15 protein-coding genes are annotated in these 18,128 nt (G+C 52.2%); 13 read left to right on the forward strand and 2 right to left on the reverse strand.

Translation table 11 applies throughout. From position 1 onward, the window contains the following. From ydiB to FHD02_RS17960, 4 genes are all read left to right on the forward strand, one after another. A partial coding sequence (gene ydiB, locus FHD02_RS17945) for a quinate/shikimate dehydrogenase (RefSeq protein WP_255597362.1) occupies window positions 1-706 on the forward strand: 706 nt, incomplete at its 5' end. A 36-nt stretch (window positions 707-742) separates the two neighbouring features. Next, window positions 743-1,501 carry a type I 3-dehydroquinate dehydratase gene (aroD, locus tag FHD02_RS17950; RefSeq protein ID WP_137365581.1) on the forward strand — a complete coding sequence of 253 codons (759 nt, stop codon included), beginning with the start codon at window positions 743-745 and terminating at the stop codon, window positions 1,499-1,501. A gap of 157 nt (window positions 1,502-1,658) precedes the next feature. Further along, on the forward strand, window positions 1,659-3,254 hold the full coding sequence (locus FHD02_RS17955) for an acyl CoA:acetate/3-ketoacid CoA transferase (RefSeq protein WP_137360043.1): 1,596 nt from the start codon (window positions 1,659-1,661) through the stop codon (window positions 3,252-3,254). A 13-nt stretch (window positions 3,255-3,267) separates the two neighbouring features. Continuing rightward, window positions 3,268-4,419, forward strand: coding sequence for an acyl-CoA dehydrogenase (locus FHD02_RS17960; protein ID WP_038640230.1), 1,152 nt, complete (start codon window positions 3,268-3,270; stop codon window positions 4,417-4,419). Window positions 4,420-4,473: 54 nt separating this feature from the next. Here the strand turns inward: FHD02_RS17960 and FHD02_RS17965 are convergent, their stop codons facing one another. Then, on the reverse strand, window positions 4,474-5,364 hold the full coding sequence (locus tag FHD02_RS17965; protein WP_061381443.1) for an AraC family transcriptional regulator: 891 nt from the start codon (window positions 5,362-5,364) through the stop codon (window positions 4,474-4,476). Between the two features lie 474 nt (window positions 5,365-5,838). Between FHD02_RS17965 and FHD02_RS17970 the strand changes: the two genes are divergently transcribed. The 5 genes from FHD02_RS17970 (at window position 5,839) to fadK (ending at window position 10,914) form a co-directional block, all read left to right on the forward strand. Next, complete coding sequence (locus FHD02_RS17970; protein WP_137360041.1) at window positions 5,839-6,603, forward strand: electron transfer flavoprotein; 765 nt, start codon at window positions 5,839-5,841, stop codon at window positions 6,601-6,603. Between the two features lie 21 nt (window positions 6,604-6,624). After that, window positions 6,625-7,560: an electron transfer flavoprotein subunit alpha gene (locus tag FHD02_RS17975; protein ID WP_137360040.1), complete on the forward strand. Its 936-nt coding sequence runs from the start codon at window positions 6,625-6,627 to the stop codon at window positions 7,558-7,560. 55 nt (window positions 7,561-7,615) lie between these two features. Then, window positions 7,616-8,905, forward strand: a complete 1,290-nt coding sequence (locus FHD02_RS17980; protein ID WP_137360039.1) for an FAD-dependent oxidoreductase — start codon at window positions 7,616-7,618, stop codon at window positions 8,903-8,905. After that, entirely contained in the window at window positions 8,902-9,195 is a 294-nt protein-coding gene (locus FHD02_RS17985) for a ferredoxin family protein (RefSeq protein WP_137360038.1), read from the forward strand. The genes FHD02_RS17980 and FHD02_RS17985 overlap by 4 nt, the downstream gene beginning before the upstream one ends. 81 nt (window positions 9,196-9,276) lie before the next feature. Beyond that, window positions 9,277-10,914, forward strand: coding sequence for a medium-chain fatty-acid--CoA ligase (gene fadK, locus FHD02_RS17990; RefSeq protein ID WP_220394149.1), 1,638 nt, complete (start codon window positions 9,277-9,279; stop codon window positions 10,912-10,914). 67 nt (window positions 10,915-10,981) lie between these two features. Here fadK and ppsA read toward each other — a convergent pair whose 3' ends face one another. Beyond that, window positions 10,982-13,360 carry a phosphoenolpyruvate synthase gene (gene ppsA, locus FHD02_RS17995; RefSeq protein ID WP_042308787.1) on the reverse strand — a complete coding sequence of 793 codons (2,379 nt, stop codon included), beginning with the start codon at window positions 13,358-13,360 and terminating at the stop codon, window positions 10,982-10,984. A gap of 328 nt (window positions 13,361-13,688) precedes the next feature. Here ppsA and ppsR point away from each other — a divergent pair, with 328 nt between their 5' ends. From ppsR to FHD02_RS18015, 4 genes are all read left to right on the forward strand, one after another. Then, complete coding sequence (gene ppsR, locus FHD02_RS18000; RefSeq protein WP_038640212.1) at window positions 13,689-14,522, forward strand: posphoenolpyruvate synthetase regulatory kinase/phosphorylase PpsR; 834 nt, start codon at window positions 13,689-13,691, stop codon at window positions 14,520-14,522. Between the two features lie 126 nt (window positions 14,523-14,648). After that, the gene (gene aroH, locus FHD02_RS18005; protein WP_038640209.1) at window positions 14,649-15,695 is read left to right on the forward strand and encodes a 3-deoxy-7-phosphoheptulonate synthase AroH; all 1,047 of its coding nucleotides are present in this window, start codon (window positions 14,649-14,651) and stop codon (window positions 15,693-15,695) included. 130 nt (window positions 15,696-15,825) lie between these two features. Next, complete coding sequence (gene hemP, locus FHD02_RS18010) at window positions 15,826-16,053, forward strand: hemin uptake protein HemP (RefSeq protein WP_220394150.1); 228 nt, start codon at window positions 15,826-15,828, stop codon at window positions 16,051-16,053. A gap of 74 nt (window positions 16,054-16,127) precedes the next feature. Continuing rightward, on the forward strand, window positions 16,128-18,113 hold the full coding sequence (locus FHD02_RS18015; RefSeq protein ID WP_220394151.1) for a TonB-dependent hemoglobin/transferrin/lactoferrin family receptor: 1,986 nt from the start codon (window positions 16,128-16,130) through the stop codon (window positions 18,111-18,113). Window positions 18,114-18,128 lie beyond the last annotated feature (15 nt).

Below are 18,128 nucleotides of genomic sequence, written 5' to 3' on the forward strand. Positions count from 1 at the left end.
TGATCGGCATCGCTCAGTCCGGTTGGTGATTTTGGTTGGTTTGGCGATTGATCAGATCGCACAATCCGGGCTGAGTTCCCTTTCAGTGATCTACTATTCCGCGCAGCTATTTAATACCATCGTTAATGATGATGGTTACCTGCGCGGTTACAATACTGATGGTACCGGTCATATTCGCGCCATTAAAGAAAGCGGCTTCGATATTAAAGGTAAAACCATGGTACTGTTGGGCGCAGGTGGCGCGTCTACGGCTATTGGCGCGCAGGCGGCGATTGAAGGCATCAAAGAAATTAAGCTGTTTAACCGTAAAGATGAGTTCTTTGCTAAAGCGCAGGCGTTCGCCAAACGCGTTAATGAAAACACCGATTGCGTTGTGACCGTTATCGATCTCGCCGATCAACAGGCTTTTGCTGACGCGTTGGCCAGCGCGGATATTTTGACCAACGGCACAAAAGTCGGCATGAAACCGCTGGAAAACGAATCTCTCGTGACCGACGTTTCCCTGCTGCGCCCGGACCTGCTGGTAACCGAATGCGTTTATAACCCGCATATGACCAAATTATTGCAACAGGCGCAACTTGCGGGTTGCAAAACAATTGATGGTTACGGCATGTTGTTATGGCAAGGGGCTGAACAATTCAAACTCTGGACCGGGAAAGATTTCCCACTGGAGTATGTGAAACAGGTTATGGGTTTTGCAGCCTGACGGGCACGCATTTGTAATATATTTAAAGGGTAATCAATGAAAACCGTAACCGTAAGAAACCTCGTCATTGGCGAGGGTGCACCGAAGATCATTGTCTCGCTGATGGGTAAAGACATCCCCACGGTAAAAAGCGAAGCGCTGGCCTATCGCGAAGCAGATTTCGACATTCTGGAATGGCGCGTTGACCATTTCAGCGATGTCTCCTCCACAGATGCCGTGCTGGAAGCGGCTCGCACCATCCGCGATGTGATAGCGGACAAACCGCTACTTTTCACTTTCCGCAGCGCCAAAGAAGGCGGTGAACAGGCACTGTCTGTCGAAAACTATATTGCACTTAACCGTGCAGCAGTAGACAGTGGTCTGGTGGATATGATCGACCTGGAACTTTTCACCGGTGATGAGCAGGTTAGAGCGACCGTCGAACATGCCCACGCGAAAAATGTCAGCGTGATTATGTCGAATCATGATTTCCATAAGACGCCAGCCGCAGAGGAGATCATCCAGCGTCTGCGTAAAATGCAGGAACTTGGCGCGGATATTCCTAAAATCGCCCTGATGCCGCAAAACAAAACGGATGTGCTGACATTGTTGGGCGCTACGCTGGAAATGCACGAGCGCTATGCGGACCGGCCGATAATTACCATGTCGATGGCTAAAACTGGGGTGATTTCACGTCTCTCCGGCGAGGTTTTCGGTTCAGCAGCCACCTTTGGAGCAGTGAAAAAAGCGTCTGCCCCGGGACAAATTTCGGTCGCCGATCTACGTACTGTATTAACGATATTGCATCAGGCTTAATAACAGAATATATCCACATTACGATTAGCAATGCCCTGCCCCAGATATTCGCGTAACCACGAATATCTGGCTGGCAGCTAAGTCTGATTAAATTAACTCACAATATTATTGTCGGCAATAACGACAGGTAGTCGCACGCATATAATCTGGAGTTTATATGAAATTTCCGAGACCAAACCGTATCGATGGTCGGGTACCCGTATTATCCGCAGCAGAAGCCATTAATTATATTCCTGATGAAGCAACACTTTGTGTATTAGGCGCAGGTGGCGGTATTCTTGAAGCAACTACATTAATTAATGCATTGGCAGAAAAATACAAAAACACGCAATCACCACGTAATTTATCATTAATTAGCCCAACGGGATTGGGTGACCGTGCCGACCGCGGAATCAGCCCGCTGGCGCAGGAAGGTTTAGTCAAATGGGCGCTCTGCGGCCACTGGGGGCAATCGCCACGAATCTCCGACCTGGCGGAGCAGAATAAAATCGCTGCCTATAACTATCCTCAGGGCGTATTGACCCAAGCTCTACGAGCATCAGCAGCCCACCAGCCAGGCATTCTGAGTGATATCGGCATCGGTACGTTTGTCGATCCTCGCCAACAGGGCGGCAAACTGAATGAGGTGACCACCGAAGATCTGATCAAAGTGGTGGAAATCGATAACAAAGAGTACCTCTATTACAAAGCCATTGCGCCAAACATCGCGTTTATTCGCGCGACGACCTGCGATAGCGAAGGCTACGCCACCTTTGAAGATGAAGTGATGTATCTCGATGCGCTGGTGATTGCTCAGGCCGTACACAACAACGGCGGGATCGTCATGATGCAGGTGCAAAAAATGGTGAAGAAAGCCACTTTGCATCCGAAAGCGGTGCGTATTCCGGGCTATCTGGTCGATATTGTGGTCATCGACCCCGACCAAACGCAACTGTACGGTGGCGCGCCGGTTAACCGTTTTATTTCCGGCGATTTTGTCCTTGATGACAGCCAGCAAATTGCCCTGCCGCTTAACCAGCGTAAACTGGTGGCCAGACGCGCGCTGTTCGAAATGCGTAAAGGCGCAGTCGGCAACGTTGGCGTGGGCATCGCCGACGGGATTGGCCTTGTCGCACGCGAAGAAGGTTGTGCCGACGATTTTATTCTGACGGTCGAAACCGGCCCGATTGGCGGCATTACGTCTCAGGGCATCGCGTTTGGCGCCAACGTTAACACCCGCGCCATTCTGGATATGACCTCCCAGTTTGACTTCTACCACGGCGGCGGCCTGGATGTGTGTTATTTAAGTTTTGCTGAAGTGGATCGGCACGGCAACGTCGGTGTACATAAATTCAATGGCAAAATTATGGGCACCGGCGGTTTTATCGATATTAGCGCCACCTCCAAGAAAATTATTTTCTGCGGCACGTTAACTGCCGGAAGTTTGAAAACGGAAGTTGCCGATGGCAAGTTAAATATCGTGCAGGAAGGTCGGGTGAAAAAATTCGTTAACGAATTACCTGAAGTGACGTTCAGCGGGAAAATTGCCCTTGAGCGTGGTCTCGATGTGCGCTACATCACCGAACGCGCTGTATTTACGCTAAAAGAAGATGGTCTCCATTTAGTTGAAATTGCGCCAGGGGTCTCTTTGCAGGAAGACATTCTCGACAAAATGGACTTCACGCCGATTATTTCCCCAGACCTGAAATTGATGGACGAAAGATTATTTATCGATGCCTCGATGGGCTTTGTATTACCCGACGCAGCCAATTAAAAGGAGTACCCTGATGGACTTTTCATTAACTGAAGAACAAGAACTGTTGCTTGCCAGCATTCGCGAGCTGATTACCAGCAATTTCCCGGAGGAGTATTTCCGCACCTGCGATCAGACGGCGACTTATCCGAAGGAATTTATGCGAGCCCTTGCGGACAACGGTATTTCGATGCTGGGCGTTCCGGAAGAGTTTGGCGGCATCCCGGCTGATTACGTCACCCAGATGCTGGCGCTGATGGAAGTGTCAAAATGCGGCGCGCCCGCATTTTTGATCACCAACGGTCAGTGCATCCACAGTATGCGACGTTTTGGCTCCGCCGAGCAGCTGCGTAAAACAGCAGAAAGCACCATGGAAACGGGCGATCCGGCGTATGCGCTGGCATTAACCGAGCCGGGAGCAGGCTCCGATAATAATAGTGCCACCACCAGCTACACCCGCAAAAATGGCAAGGTGTATCTCAACGGGCAAAAAACATTTATCACCGGCGCTAAAGAGTATCCGTACATGCTGGTGCTGGCTCGCGACCCGGAGCCGAAAGATCCGAAGAAAGCCTTTACGCTGTGGTGGGTGGATTCTAAGAAACCGGGCATTAAGGTTAACCCGCTGCATAAAATCGGCTGGCACATGTTAAGCACCTGCGAAGTCTATCTTGATAACGTTGAAGTGGACGAAAGCGATATGGTCGGCGAAGAAGGCATGGGCTTCCTCAACGTAATGTACAACTTTGAAATGGAACGCCTGATCAACGCCGCGCGCAGCACGGGGTTTGCCGAATGCGCCTTCGAAGATGCCGCTCGTTACGCTAACCAGCGCATCGCATTTGGTAAGCCGATTGGTCATAACCAAATGATCCAGGAAAAACTGGCGCTGATGGCAATAAAAATCGAAAACATGCGCAATATGGTGCTGAAGGTCGCCTGGCAGGCCGATCAGGAACAGTCGCTGCGAACCAGTGCGGCACTGGCAAAACTGTATTGCGCCCGTACGGCAATGGAAGTGATTGACGACGCGATTCAGATCATGGGCGGACTGGGTTACACCGATGAAGCACGCGTATCCCGATTCTGGCGCGATGTCCGCTGTGAGCGGATTGGCGGTGGTACCGATGAAATCATGATTTACGTCGCGGGTCGCCAAATCCTGAAAGATTATCAAAATAAGTAAGCGGTATAACTGCCCGGATAGCGCAGATGCGCTATCCGGGACCGTGCGGGGGAATCAGACTTCAGGCATCAGGCATTCTTGCTCAGCAAGGTTATTTTTAAACTGCTTACGATAATCGCTGGGAGTACATCCCACATGCCGCTGAAAAAGTTTGGCAAAATGATCGACGTTTTCATACCCTACCCGCCACGAAATTTCCGCCAACGAGGCCTCGGTATTGGTCAGGGAAAATTTCGCTTCTGTCATTCGTCGCTGAATAACATAATTGATGGGTGAAATACGATACTCCCGGGTAAATTCATGACAGATATAGCTCACGCTGGCGCGGAATTTTTTAGATAACTGTTCGAGAGTGATCTTTTCGCGGAAATTGTTATTCAAATAGACTAATACATCTTTAATTAAGACATCTTTTTTAATATATCCCTGTTCAGAGCGGTAAGCATTTTTAAAGTTTTCGTAATATAAAACGGTTAATGCATACGCGAATGCGTCATAAGCAGAAGATGTCAGGTTGTTCTTACTCTGCGGGAGCATCACCCCCAGTTCATTAAAAATACTCTTAATAACCTCTTTACCCTGACTGACGCTAATGACCGGACACGAGTGCGTCTGCAATAGCTGATTATCCTGCCAGCCGTTAAACCGAAAACCATAGAGCGCACAGGTGTAAGTGGTAGCCGGTGCGCTGCTATCAGATGCAACCGCATGCAATCGCCCTTGCTCAATCACCACAATGTCCCCGGCATGCGCGACATATAGCGAAGAGTCGATGATTAATCTTGCAACACCCTTTTTGACATAGATAAGCTCCGTTTCATTATCATGAACATGATGGCCGGACTCCCAGTTAGGATCATCGCTAATGACGAATCGGGAAAGTCTCGGCGTTTTCCCCTGCTCAAAAAGGGTCTCCATGGCATTATCAAAGCAGCGTTGATACATGACAACCTCCACCTAAAGGCAGTAATTTTGCGAATAATTAATATCGGAAAGCGAAAACGATAATGATGTTATACAACGTTATTCCTTGCTGGCGAAACAAAATTATTTGCGTCGACTGCAAGATGATACCTCCTGCCCCGTCGCGCTGTTCTCCACGATTATTACCGTTTTATAAAAAACGAAAAGAATAAATGTTATTAATTCAACATTAACAATTTACATATCAGAAACAAATTAAGCGTATAAACGCTAAAAAACAGGATGCATTTCGCAATTATCCTTCCCTGGTTTGTGTGTTCTTTTTTTTCTTCAGTACACACTCCCGAGTTCCCGTTTATAAAATAAGCATTCCCGCCTCACTTTTTTTTGCAAGATTGTTGGGAATGAAAACAGATTGCTCCGTCGAAAACAGTCCCCTCTCTGCCGCACACTATTTTCAGTTAATTTTCCCAACTGTGGATGACTGGAGATGCCATGAAAATAATAACCTGCTTTAAGTTGGTGCCTGAAGAACAGGACATTGTTGTTACCCCACAGCGTTCGCTTAACTTTGACCGGGCCGACGCCAAAATCAGCCAGTTTGATCTGAATGCGATTGAGGCCGCGGTGCAACTGAGTACGGAGGGTGATGAAATCGTCGCTTTAACCGTGGGCGGCTCGCTACTGCAAAATTCCAAAGTGCGTAAAGACGTGCTGTCACGTGGACCGGACAGTTTGTTCATGGTGCAGGATCCACAGCTGGAGCATTCATTGCCCCGCGACACCGCTCAGGCGCTGGCCTGCGCGGCCAAAAATATGAATTTCGACCTGATGCTGTTCGGCGAAGGATCGGGGGATATCTACGCCCAACAGGTTGGCTTACTGGTTGGCGAACTGTTGCAACTCCCGGTGATTAACGCCGTCAGCAACATCCAACGTAACGGCGACCGCATTGTGGTTGAGCGCACGCTGGAAGATGAGGTCGAAGTGATTGACCTGCCGCTCCCCGCTGTACTCTGCGTAACTTCGGATATCAACACGCCGCGTATTCCCTCAATGAAAGCCATTCTCGGCGCGGGTAAAAAGCCCGTCACGCCGTGGCAAGCCAGCGATATTGGCTGGACGCCTGCGTCACCGTTAGCGGAACTGGTAAGCCTCACCGTACCGCCACAAACAGAACGTAAGCACATCATTCTGGAAAATGACTCAGCTGAAGCCATAGCCGAACTGGCGGAACACCTGAAAAAAGCCCTGAACTAAGCTCAACGGAGAGAAATTATCATGAGTAAATTAGCTAACGTATGGGTGTTCAGCGATAACGTAGAACGCTACGCAGAATTAATGACCGGCGCGCGACAGTGGGGTGAACACGTCCATCTTATTGTCCAGGGCAGCGAACAGGCTAATCAGGTCAAACCCCTGGGCGCCGATGAGATAATCGTGCTCGAAGCTCCCTCCGGTTTACAGCGTGTAGAAAATTACGCCGAAACCATCACAACGCTGATACAAGAACACGCCGGAATGCTGTTGATGCCCGCCACAAAACGCGCGAAATCACTTGGGGCACGGTTAAGCATCCAACTCAATGCCGCGATGGTGAACGACGCAATATCGGTGACGCTTGAGGATGACACCGTGTTCGCAGAGCACCGCATGTATGGTGGCCTGGCATTCGGCAAAGAAAAAATCAAAAGCGCGCTGGCAATTATCACGCTAGCCCCAGGCCTGCTTGAACCCGTAGCGGAAAACGCATCGCACAATTGCCCTGTTGTCTCGGCAGCTTACATCGCACCGCTTCATGAAATTATGTGTCAGGAACGTCGCGCCAAATCTGTGAGCAGCGTGGACCTCAGTAAAGCAAAACGTGTGGTTGGCGTGGGGCGCGGCCTGGTTGCGCAACACGATCTGGAGATGGTGCACCAGCTGGCATCCGTACTGGGGGCAGAAGTGGGCTGTTCACGCCCGATTGCCGAAGGCGAAAACTGGATGGAGCGCGAACGCTACATTGGCGTTTCTGGTGTGTTACTGAAGTCAGATCTTTACCTCACGTTGGGCATCTCAGGACAAATTCAACACATGGTCGGCGGTAACGGCGCGAAAGTCATTGTCGCTATCAACAAAGACAAGAAAGCCCCTATTTTCAATTACGCCGATTACGGCCTGGTAGGCGACATCTACAAAGTTGTTCCGGCCCTTATCGAACATCTCAGCCACTAATCCCCCATTTAACGCACATCTCCCGCTGCCTTGCGGCGGGAAAGGAGCATAAAGCATGTCAGATGAAAAATTTGATGCCATTGTGGTCGGTGCTGGCGTGGCGGGTACAGTTGCAGGCTACGTTATGGCGAAGGCCGGGCTGGACGTGCTGGTCATCGAACGCGGAAACAGTGCGGGCAGTAAAAATATGACCGGTGGGCGACTCTATGCGCATACTCTGGAACGCATCATGCCGGGATTCGCGCAAGAAGCGCCACTCGAACGTAAAGTGACCCGCGAAAAAATATCCTTCCTGACCGAAGAGAGCGCCGTAACGCTCGACTTTCATCGGGAAAAAGACAACGCGCCAGCACAGGATTCTTACACCGTGTTGCGCAACCGGCTTGATCCCTGGCTGATGGAAAAAGCAGAACAGGCAGGCGCGCAGTTCATCCCCGGCGTCCGCGTTGATGCGCTGATCCGCGAAGGTACCAGAGTCACCGGTGTGCAAGCCGGTGACGATATTCTCGAAGCCAATATTGTCATCCTGGCCGATGGCGTCAACTCAATATTAGGACGGTCGCTGGGGATGGTACCGCCCTCTTCCGCTCACCACTATGCCGTTGGCGTAAAGGAGTTGATCGGCTTACCGCCGGCTGTAATTGCGGACCGATTCAACCTCTCAGGCGATGAAGGCGCAGCCTGGCTGTTTGCCGGTTCACCGTCCGATGGACTGATGGGGGGAGGCTTTCTGTATACCAACCAGGACTCGGTCTCTCTGGGGCTGGTATGCGGGCTGGGGGATATTGCTCACGCGACGAAAAGTATTCCACAAATGCTGGAAGACTTTAAGCAACACCCGACTATTCGTCCGCTGATTGCGGGAGGAGAACTGCTGGAGTATTCCGCACATATGGTGCCGGAAGGCGGGCTGGCAATGGTACCCAAACTGGTTGATGACGGCGTAATGATCGTCGGCGATGCCGCGGGTTTCTGTCTGAATCTGGGTTACACGGTGCGTGGTATGGATTTAGCAATAGCCTCCGCAGAAGCCGCCGCCCAAACCGCCATTGCAGCCAAAGAACGCAAGGACTTCTCCGCCAGCAGCCTGATGGACTACAAACGCGCCCTTGAACAGGGCTGTGTGATGCGTGATTTACAGCATTTTCGCAAGATCCCGGCGCTGATGGAAAACCCGCGCTTGTTCACCCAATACCCTCGCATGGTCGCGGATATCATGAACGATATGTTCACCGTTGATGGGCGTCCGAACCAGCCGATTCGTAAGATGATGATGTCCCATGCGAAGCAAATTGGGTTGATGAACTTACTGAAAGACGGCATCAAGGGGGCAACTGCGCTATGAGTCAGGACAATACCGTTAACGTCGACGTCAAGCTGGGCGTCAATAAATTCAATGTCGATGAAGGTCACCCGCACATTATTCTGGGCGAACATCCCGACCTTAACGAATTTCGCAAACTGCTGAAGGCCTGTCCCGCCGGACTGTATAAGCAGGACGAGAGTGGAAATATTCATTTTGATTCTGCTGGCTGCCTGGAATGTGGCACCTGTCGAGTGCTGTGCGGCGATACTATCCTCGAACAATGGGAGTATCCGGCAGGAACATTTGGCATTGATTTCCGCTACGGCTAACGGATTGAGCCGTTGCACCCCGGATCGGCCTCCACGGCCAATCCGGTCAGACGTATGCCGATATTATCCTGGGAATAACGAATGAGTATCACACTAACGTTTAACGCCGAACGTCGCGAAGCCTGGCGACAACAAGGTTTATGGGGAGATGCTTCGCTTGGCGATTACTGGAACCAAACAGCCAGAGCCATGCCGGATAAAATCGCCGTGGTTGATAATCATGGCGCTTCATATACCTATGCCGCACTCGACGGTGCCGCCAGCAGTCTGGCGAGCTGGTTTTTAGCCTGCGGTATTCAACCCGGCGATCGCGTCGCTTTCCAGTTGCCGGGCTGGTGCGAATTTACCATTATTTATCTGGCCTGCCTGAAAACCGGAGCCGTTTCCGTCCCGTTACTACCCGCCTGGCGCGAAGCGGAGTTGGTATGGGTATTGAATAAATGCAAAGCGAAGATTTTTTTCGCACCTACCCTGTTTAAACAAAGCCGACCGGTCGATTTGATCCTCCCCTTACAAAACCAGTTACCGCATCTGCAACAGATTGTCGCCGTGGATAAACTGGCCCCGGCAACCACCGCGCAGGCGCTCAGCCAACTGCTTTTAGCACCGCCGTTAAGCCAAACGATTAACGTCCACGCTGATGAACTGGCAGCGGTACTGTTTACCTCCGGAACCGAGGGGATGCCGAAAGGCGTAATGTTAACTCACAATAACATTCTTGCCAGCGAACGCGCCTACTGCGCCCGTCTCAATCTCACCTGGCAAGATGTGTTTTTAATGCCCGCGCCGCTTGGCCACGCTACCGGTTTTCTGCATGGCGTTACCGCACCGTTTTTAATCGGCGCACGCAGCGTGTTGTTGGATATTTTTACTCCAGACGCCTGTCTCGATCTGCTGGAGCAACAGCACGGCACCTGCGTACTCGGCGCAACGCCATTTGTCTATGACATGTTGTGTCGCATGGAAAAACGATCCTGTGATCTCTCATCGCTGCGCTTTTTTCTATGCGGAGGTACCACCATTCCGCAAAAGATTGCCCGTGACTGCCAACGGCTCGGCATTAAATTGTTAAGCATATATGGCTCAACGGAGAGCTCGCCGCATGCGCTGGTCAATCTCGATGATTCACCTTCCCGCATGATGACCACCGACGGCTATGCTGCCGCAGGGGTCGAAATAAAAGTCGTCGATGAAGCGCGCAATACCCTGCCCGCAGGAGTAGAAGGTGAAGAAGCCTCGCGTGGTCCCAATGTTTTTATGGGCTACCTCGATGAACCCGAACTGACCGCCCGTGCGCTGGATAAAGAAGGTTGGTATTACAGTGGCGACTTGTGCCGGATGGACGACGCGGGATACATCAAAATCACCGGGCGTAAAAAAGATATTATTGTGCGCGGTGGGGAAAATATCAGCAGCCGCGAGGTGGAGGATATTTTATTGCAGCATCCACGCATTCATGATGCCTGCGTTGTCGCGATGCCGGACGAACGGTTAGGTGAAAGGTCGTGCGCTTATGTGGTACTAAAAGCCCCACATCATTCGCTGTCGCTGGAATCTGTCGTCGCCTTTTTTAGCCGCAAACGGGTGGCAAAGTATAAATACCCGGAGCATATCGTGGTTGTCGAGAAGTTACCGCGCACAGCGTCCGGTAAGGTACAAAAATACCAGTTGCGTCAGGATATTATTAAACGTTTGAGCATGGAGAGTGTTGCAGGATAGAGCGCCGGATGGCGATGCTAACGCATCTTATCCGGCCTACGTTGAATAGGCCGGATAAGGCATGATATTACTTGTTCAGTTCAGCCAGGCTCAGCCAGGTCTGTACGACTGTGTCCGGGTTCAGCGACAGACTGTCGATCCCCTCTTCCATCAGCCAGGCCGCGAAGTCTTCGTGGTCAGAAGGTCCCTGACCGCAAATACCCACGTATTTGCCCTGTTTCTTAGCAGCGCGAATCGCCATCGACAGCAGCGCTTTCACCGCGTCGTTACGCTCATCAAACAGTTCAGAAACCACACCCGAGTCACGGTCCAGGCCCAGCGCCAGCTGCGTCATGTCGTTTGAGCCGATGGAGAAGCCATCGAAGTACTCAAGGAACTGTTCTGCCAACAGGGCGTTAGACGGGATCTCGCACATCATGATGATCTTCAGGCCATTCTCGCCGCGTTTCAGCCCCTGACGCGCCAGCTCTTCAACCACCGCTTTCGCCTGGGCAACGGTACGTACAAACGGTACCATCACTTCAACGTTAGTCAGACCCATGTCGTTACGGACACGTTTCACCGCGTCACATTCCAGTGCGAAACAGTCGCGGAAGCTGTCTGAAACGTAACGGCCCGCCCCGCGGAAGCCCAGCATTGGGTTCTCTTCGTGCGGTTCATAACGCTCACCGCCAACCAGGTTAGCATATTCGTTGGACTTAAAGTCCGACATACGCACGATGACGCGTTTCGGATAAAACGCCGCGCCCAGCGTCGCGATCCCTTCCGTCAGACGACCAACGTAGAATTCACGCGGAGAGTCGAAACCTTTCATCATGCCGCGGATTTCATTTTGCAGCTCAGGCGTCTGGTCATCAAACTCCAACAGCGCACGAGGGTGCACGCCGATCATGCGGTTAATGATAAATTCCAGGCGCGCCAGACCAACGCCTTCGTTCGGCAGGCAGGCAAAGTCGAAAGCCCGGTCCGGGTTGCCGACGTTCATCATCACCTTCAATGGCAGATCCGGCATAGTCTCCACGCTGGAGCTCTTCACGCTGAAATCAAGCATCTCAGCGTAAACATAACCGGTGTCGCCTTCGGCGCAGGAGACAGTGACCTTCTCACCATCCTTCATGCGCTCGGTGGCATCGCCACAGCCAACCACGGCAGGGATCCCCAGTTCACGGGCAATGATCGCCGCGTGACAGGTACGGCCACCACGGTTGGTCACAATCGCCGCCGCTTTCTTCATGATCGGTTCCCAGTCCGGGTCGGTCATATCAGTCACCAGTACGTCGCCGGGCTCAATACGGTTCATTTCGCTGATGTCGTGAATAACTTTGACCGGGCCGGCGCCAATGCGGTGACCGATGGCGCGACCTTCCGCAATAATTTTACCCTGGGCGTGCAGCGTATACCGCTCCATCACCTGCCCGCGAGAACGCACGGTTTCCGGACGAGCCTGAACAATGAACAGCTTGCCTGTATGACCGTCTTTCGCCCATTCGATGTCCATCGGACGACCGTAATGCTTCTCGATCTGTACCGCCTGCTTCGCCAGTTCCTGCACTTCGTCATTGGTCAGAGAGAAAATATCGCGCTGTTCCTGCGGCACATCCTCAATGGTCACCTGCTTACCGTGTTCCTGGGTTGGCGCGTAGACCATACGGATTTTTTTCGATCCCATGGTGCGACGAACGATAGCCGGACGGTTAGCCGCCAGCGTCGGTTTGTGGACGTAGAACTCATCCGGGTTAACGGCCCCCTGCACCACCATCTCGCCCAGGCCCCATGCGGAAGTGATAAACACCACCTGGTCGAAACCGGATTCGGTATCGATGGAGAACATAACGCCTGAGGACGCAAGGTCGGAGCGCACCATCCGCTGGACGCCAGCAGAAAGCGCCACGCCACGGTGATCATAGCCCTGGTGAACACGATAAGAGATCGCGCGGTCGTTAAACAGCGAAGCAAATACGTGTTTGATAGCGACCAGGACAGCATCGAAGCCCTGGACGTTGAGGAAGGTTTCCTGCTGACCTGCAAATGACGCATCTGGCATATCTTCTGCGGTGGCGGAAGAACGCACGGCAAAAGAGGCATGGGCATCGTCTGCTGACAGCTGCGCGTAGGCATCGCGGACGGCATTTTCCAGCTCCGGCTGGAAAGGAGTGTCGATAATCCACTGGCGGATCTGTGCCCCGGCTTTCGCAAGCTCGGTAACATCATCAATATCCGTTTTATCCAGCAGCTCATAAATGCGCTGGTTTACACCGCTTTGGTCCAGAAACTGGTTAAACGCATCGGCGGTTGTTGCAAAACCATTCGGTACGGAAACACCCATACCGGAAAGGTTAGTAATCATTTCACCCAGGGAGGCATTTTTGCCCCCAACTCTGTCTACATCATTCATGCCGAGTTGGTTATACCAAAGCACCAGCGGTGACGAGCCATTGTTGGACATCGAACAATCCTTATATATGAACGAGGTTAGGAAACTCAATTTTGCGTATTTATCTTTGCATATTTACCGCGGCGAAAAAAACGGTGAATCGTTCAAGCAACTTTATTTTTTATTTTTTAAGATTGTTTCCGCATTTGCGCAAACCCGCGAGCGACAGGGGATCACCACAAAAACTATCGGTATAAACATTTGTTCCGAAAAATGAAATGTACTTTTCATTAAATATAAAAATAGCGTTTCAGTTTATAAAAGTGATAGCGCAATATTCGCTTCTGGCGAATTTTAATTTATGCTTTCAGAGAATTATGTCTGCCCCAGGATGCACAAAATGGATAATGCTGTTGATCGTCACGTTTTTTATATTTCTGATGGTACGGCCATCACCGCCGAGGTATTGGGCCACGCGGTAATGTCGCAATTTCCGGTCACTATCAACAGCATTACGCTGCCGTTTGTTGAAAACGAGAGCCGCGCGCGCGCGGTTAAAGACCAGATTGACGCCATTTACCAACAAACCGGCGTGCGTCCTCTGGTGTTTTACTCCATCGTCTTGCCGGAAATCCGCTCAATCATTCTGCAAAGCGAGGGGTTTTGTCAGGATATCGTACAGGCGCTGGTCGCTCCATTGCAGCAAGAGATGAAGCTCGACCCAACGCCGATTGCCCATCGTACCCACGGCCTGAATCCCGGCAACCTCAACAAGTACGATGCGCGTATTGCCGCTATTGATTACACCCTTGCCCATGACGATGGTATTTCGTTGCGCAACCTCGATCAGGCGCAGGTGATCCTGCTCGGTGTTTCCCGTTGCGGCAAAACCCCGACCAGTTTGTATCTGGCCATGCAGTTTGGTATCCGCGCGGCCAACTACCCCTTTATTGCCGATGATATGGATAATCTGGTGCTGCCCACATCCCTGAAGCCGCTGCAGCATAAACTGTTCGGCCTGACCATCGACCCCGAACGCCTGGCGGCGATCCGCGAAGAGCGACGAGAGAACAGCCGTTACGCCTCGCTACGCCAGTGTCGGATGGAAGTTGCCGAAGTGGAAGCGCTGTACCGGAAAAATCAGATCCCATGGTTAAACAGTACCAATTATTCGGTAGAAGAGATTGCTACCAAGATCCTCGACATTATGGGGCTGAATCGCCGCATGTACTAGAATGCTAGTGCATTGGTTCGATTTTTTGTTATTATGCTCGCCACCAGGCCGGATGAGTGTGATATTGTGATGCACATCACTTCCCGGTAGTCCTGCCGTTGAAGCAACAAATTTCTGAGACAAGTAATGAACAGAACCGATGAACTCCGTACTGCGCGTATTGACAACCTGGTCACTCCAGCAGAGCTTGCGCAGCGGCATCCTGTTTCGTCCGCCGTCGCCCGTCATGTTACGGACTCCCGACGCCGGATAGAAAAAATATTGAATGGCGAAGATCCCCGTTTGCTGGTGATCGTAGGCCCTTGCTCAATTCACGATCTCGATGCCGCCGTGGAATACGCGACGCGCCTGCAGGCCCTGCGCGAAAAGCACCAGACGCGTCTGGAAATCGTGATGCGTACCTATTTTGAAAAGCCACGCACCGTCGTGGGCTGGAAAGGCTTAATTTCCGACCCGGACCTGAACGGCAGCTACCGTGTGAACCACGGCATTGAGCTGGCGCGTAAACTGCTGCTGCAGGTCAACGAACTGGGCGTCCCCACGGCCACTGAATTTCTCGATATGGTGACCGGCCAGTTTATTGCTGATTTAATCAGTTGGGGCGCCATTGGCGCGCGCACCACCGAAAGCCAGATCCACCGCGAAATGGCGTCTGCTCTTTCCTGCCCGGTTGGGTTTAAGAACGGGACGGATGGTAATACCCGTATCGCCGTCGATGCGATTCGCGCCTCCCGCGCCAGCCATATGTTCCTCTCCCCGGATAAAACCGGCCAGATGACCATTTATCAGACCAGCGGTAATCCATACGGGCATATCATTATGCGCGGCGGTAAAAAGCCGAATTATTTTGCTGAAGATATTGCCGCCGCCTGCGATACCTTGCACGAATTTTCCCTGCCTGAGCATCTGGTCGTCGATTTCAGCCATGGTAATTGCCAGAAGCAGCATCGCCGTCAGTTGGAAGTGTGTGATGACGTATGCCAGCAAATTCGCAACGGTTCGACGGCGATTGCCGGGATCATGGCGGAAAGTTTTCTGCGTGAAGGCACGCAAAAAATCGTCAGCGGTCAGCCGCTGGTTTACGGTCAGTCGATTACCGACCCGTGCCTGAACTGGGAAGATACTGAACTACTGGTGGACAAACTCGCCTCGGCGGTTGATAGCCGTTTTTAACGCTGTACACCGGGTAACACCACGTTGCCCGGTGGTAATTCTTTGTTTTTCCCTTCATTGTTGTGCAAAAACCGTTCCCGTCACAATTATTTCACAAAAACGCTTGCCGCAAATTTGCAGTTTGATGATAATGATTATCATTGTTACATTGATTGCTATTTTAAACTCTATGTCACGTATGGATAACACAACAGCAACGCCTGCAAAAGAAAAAACACCGCCTGTCGTCGCAGCAACCGAGCGTCGCATTGACAGTAAAAGTCTGCTGGGTAAAGAGGGACGCGTGATTATAGAGCACGATGGTCAGCACTACCTGCTGCGCCAGACCCATGCTGGAAAACTCATTCTGACTAAATAAACAACACTTTTCGCCAGCCACCCAGGTGATACCCAGGCAGCCAGCGCTTTTCGATTTTCTAATGGAGAGTTGCTATGCCACACCTGCACACCGCATCCTTGCGCCCATCGCTCCTGGCGTTGGCGATTGTCAGTAATCTTCCCGTCGTTGCCTGGGCGGCGGTAGAGGATATGACCGTCACCGCCACCGGCAACGCCCGTAGCGCCTTTGAAGCGCCGATGATGGTCAGCGTTATCGACGCTACTGCACCTGAAAACCAGACTGCCAGCTCGGCAGCCGACCTGTTACGGAAGGTTCCGGGCCTGTCCCTGGACGGTACGGGCCGGACAAATGGTCAGGACGTCAATCTGCGCGGCTATGACCGTCGCGGCGTTCTGGTACTGGTAGATGGCGTTCGCCAGGGAACCGATACCGGGCACCTGAACAGTACCTTCCTCGATCCGGCGCTAATCAAGCGGATTGAAGTGGTACGCGGCCCTTCCGCACTGCTGTATGGCAGCGGCGCGCTGGGTGGCGTAATCGCCTATGACACTGCGGATGCTAAAGATCTGCTGGCAGCCGGACAAAACAGCGGTTATCGCGTGTTCGGTACCGCAGCTACCGGCGATCATAGCCTCGGTATGGGCGCCAGCACATTTGGCCGCACCGATACCCTCGATGGGCTGCTGGCCTGGTCCAGCCGCGATCGCGGTAATTTGCGCCAGAGCGACGGTACTACCGCTCCGAACGACGAAGCGATTAACAATATGCTGGCGAAAGGCAGCTGGAAAATTGACAGCGCCCAGACGCTGGCCGGCTCGCTGCGTTATTACAACAATGATGCCCGGGAACCTAAAAACCCACAAACCAGCGCGGCGGATGCCACCAGCAATCCAATGACCGAACGCTCAACCATCCAACGCGATGCGCAACTGACTTACTCCCTCTCCCCGGCGGATAATGACTGGCTGAACGCGGATGCGCGCATCTACTGGTCCGAAGCGCGTATTAATGCACAAAACACGGATAGCACCGGCGAATTTCGCAAGCAGACCACCAAAGGCGGGAAAATCGACAACCGTAGCCGCCTGTTTACCGACTCATTTGCTTCTCACCTGATGACCTACGGTGGCGAATACTATCGTCAGGAACAGCAACCGGGTGGCGCAACCACCGGTTTCCCGGAGGCAAAAATCGATTTCAGCTCCGGCTGGCTACAGGATGAAATTACCCTGCGCGACCTGCCGGTTACGCTGTTGGGTGGTACCCGGTACGACTCTTATCGCGGTAGCAGCGACGGCTATGAAGACGTCGATGCCGACAAATGGTCGTCCCGCGCTGGACTCACCGTTGCGCCTGCCGACTGGCTGATGCTTTTCGGTTCATACGCTCAGGCCTTCCGTGCCCCAACCATGGGCGAGATGTATAACGATGCGAAGCACTTCTCGATTGGCCGTTTTTACACCAACTACTGGGTGCCAAACCCGAACCTGCGTCCGGAAACCAACGAAACACAGGAATACGGATTGGGCCTGCGCTTTGACGATCTGTTGATGGCAAGCGATGCGCTCGAATTTAAAGCCAGCTATTTCGACACCAAAGCTAAAGATTACATCTCCACCAGCGTCGATTTTGCCGCCGCGACAACGACATCCTATAACGTACCCAACGCCAAAATCTGGGGCTGGGACGTAATGACGAAATACACCGCCGACCTGTTCAGTCTCGATATGGCCTATAACCGCACGCGGGGTAAAGATACTGACACAGGTGAGTACATTTCCAGCATTAACCCGGACACCGTCACCAGCAAACTGAACGTGCCGGTTGCGCACAGCGGTTTCTCCGTTGGCTGGATAGGTACATTTGCTGACCGCTCGACGCATATCAGCAGCAGCTACACCAAACAACCCGGCTATGCGGTAAACGACTTCTACGTGAGCTATCAGGGGCAACAGGCGCTAAAAGGCATGACCACCACACTGGTACTGGGCAACGCCTTCGACAAAGAGTACTGGTCGCCGCAGGGCATTCCGCAGGATGGTCGCAATGGCAAAATTTTCGTGAGTTATCAGTGGTAATCACTTTTCCCCGGT

Source organism: Citrobacter sp. EC_71 (assembly GCF_019584005.1).
Lineage (GTDB): Bacteria > Pseudomonadota > Gammaproteobacteria > Enterobacterales > Enterobacteriaceae > Citrobacter > Citrobacter werkmanii.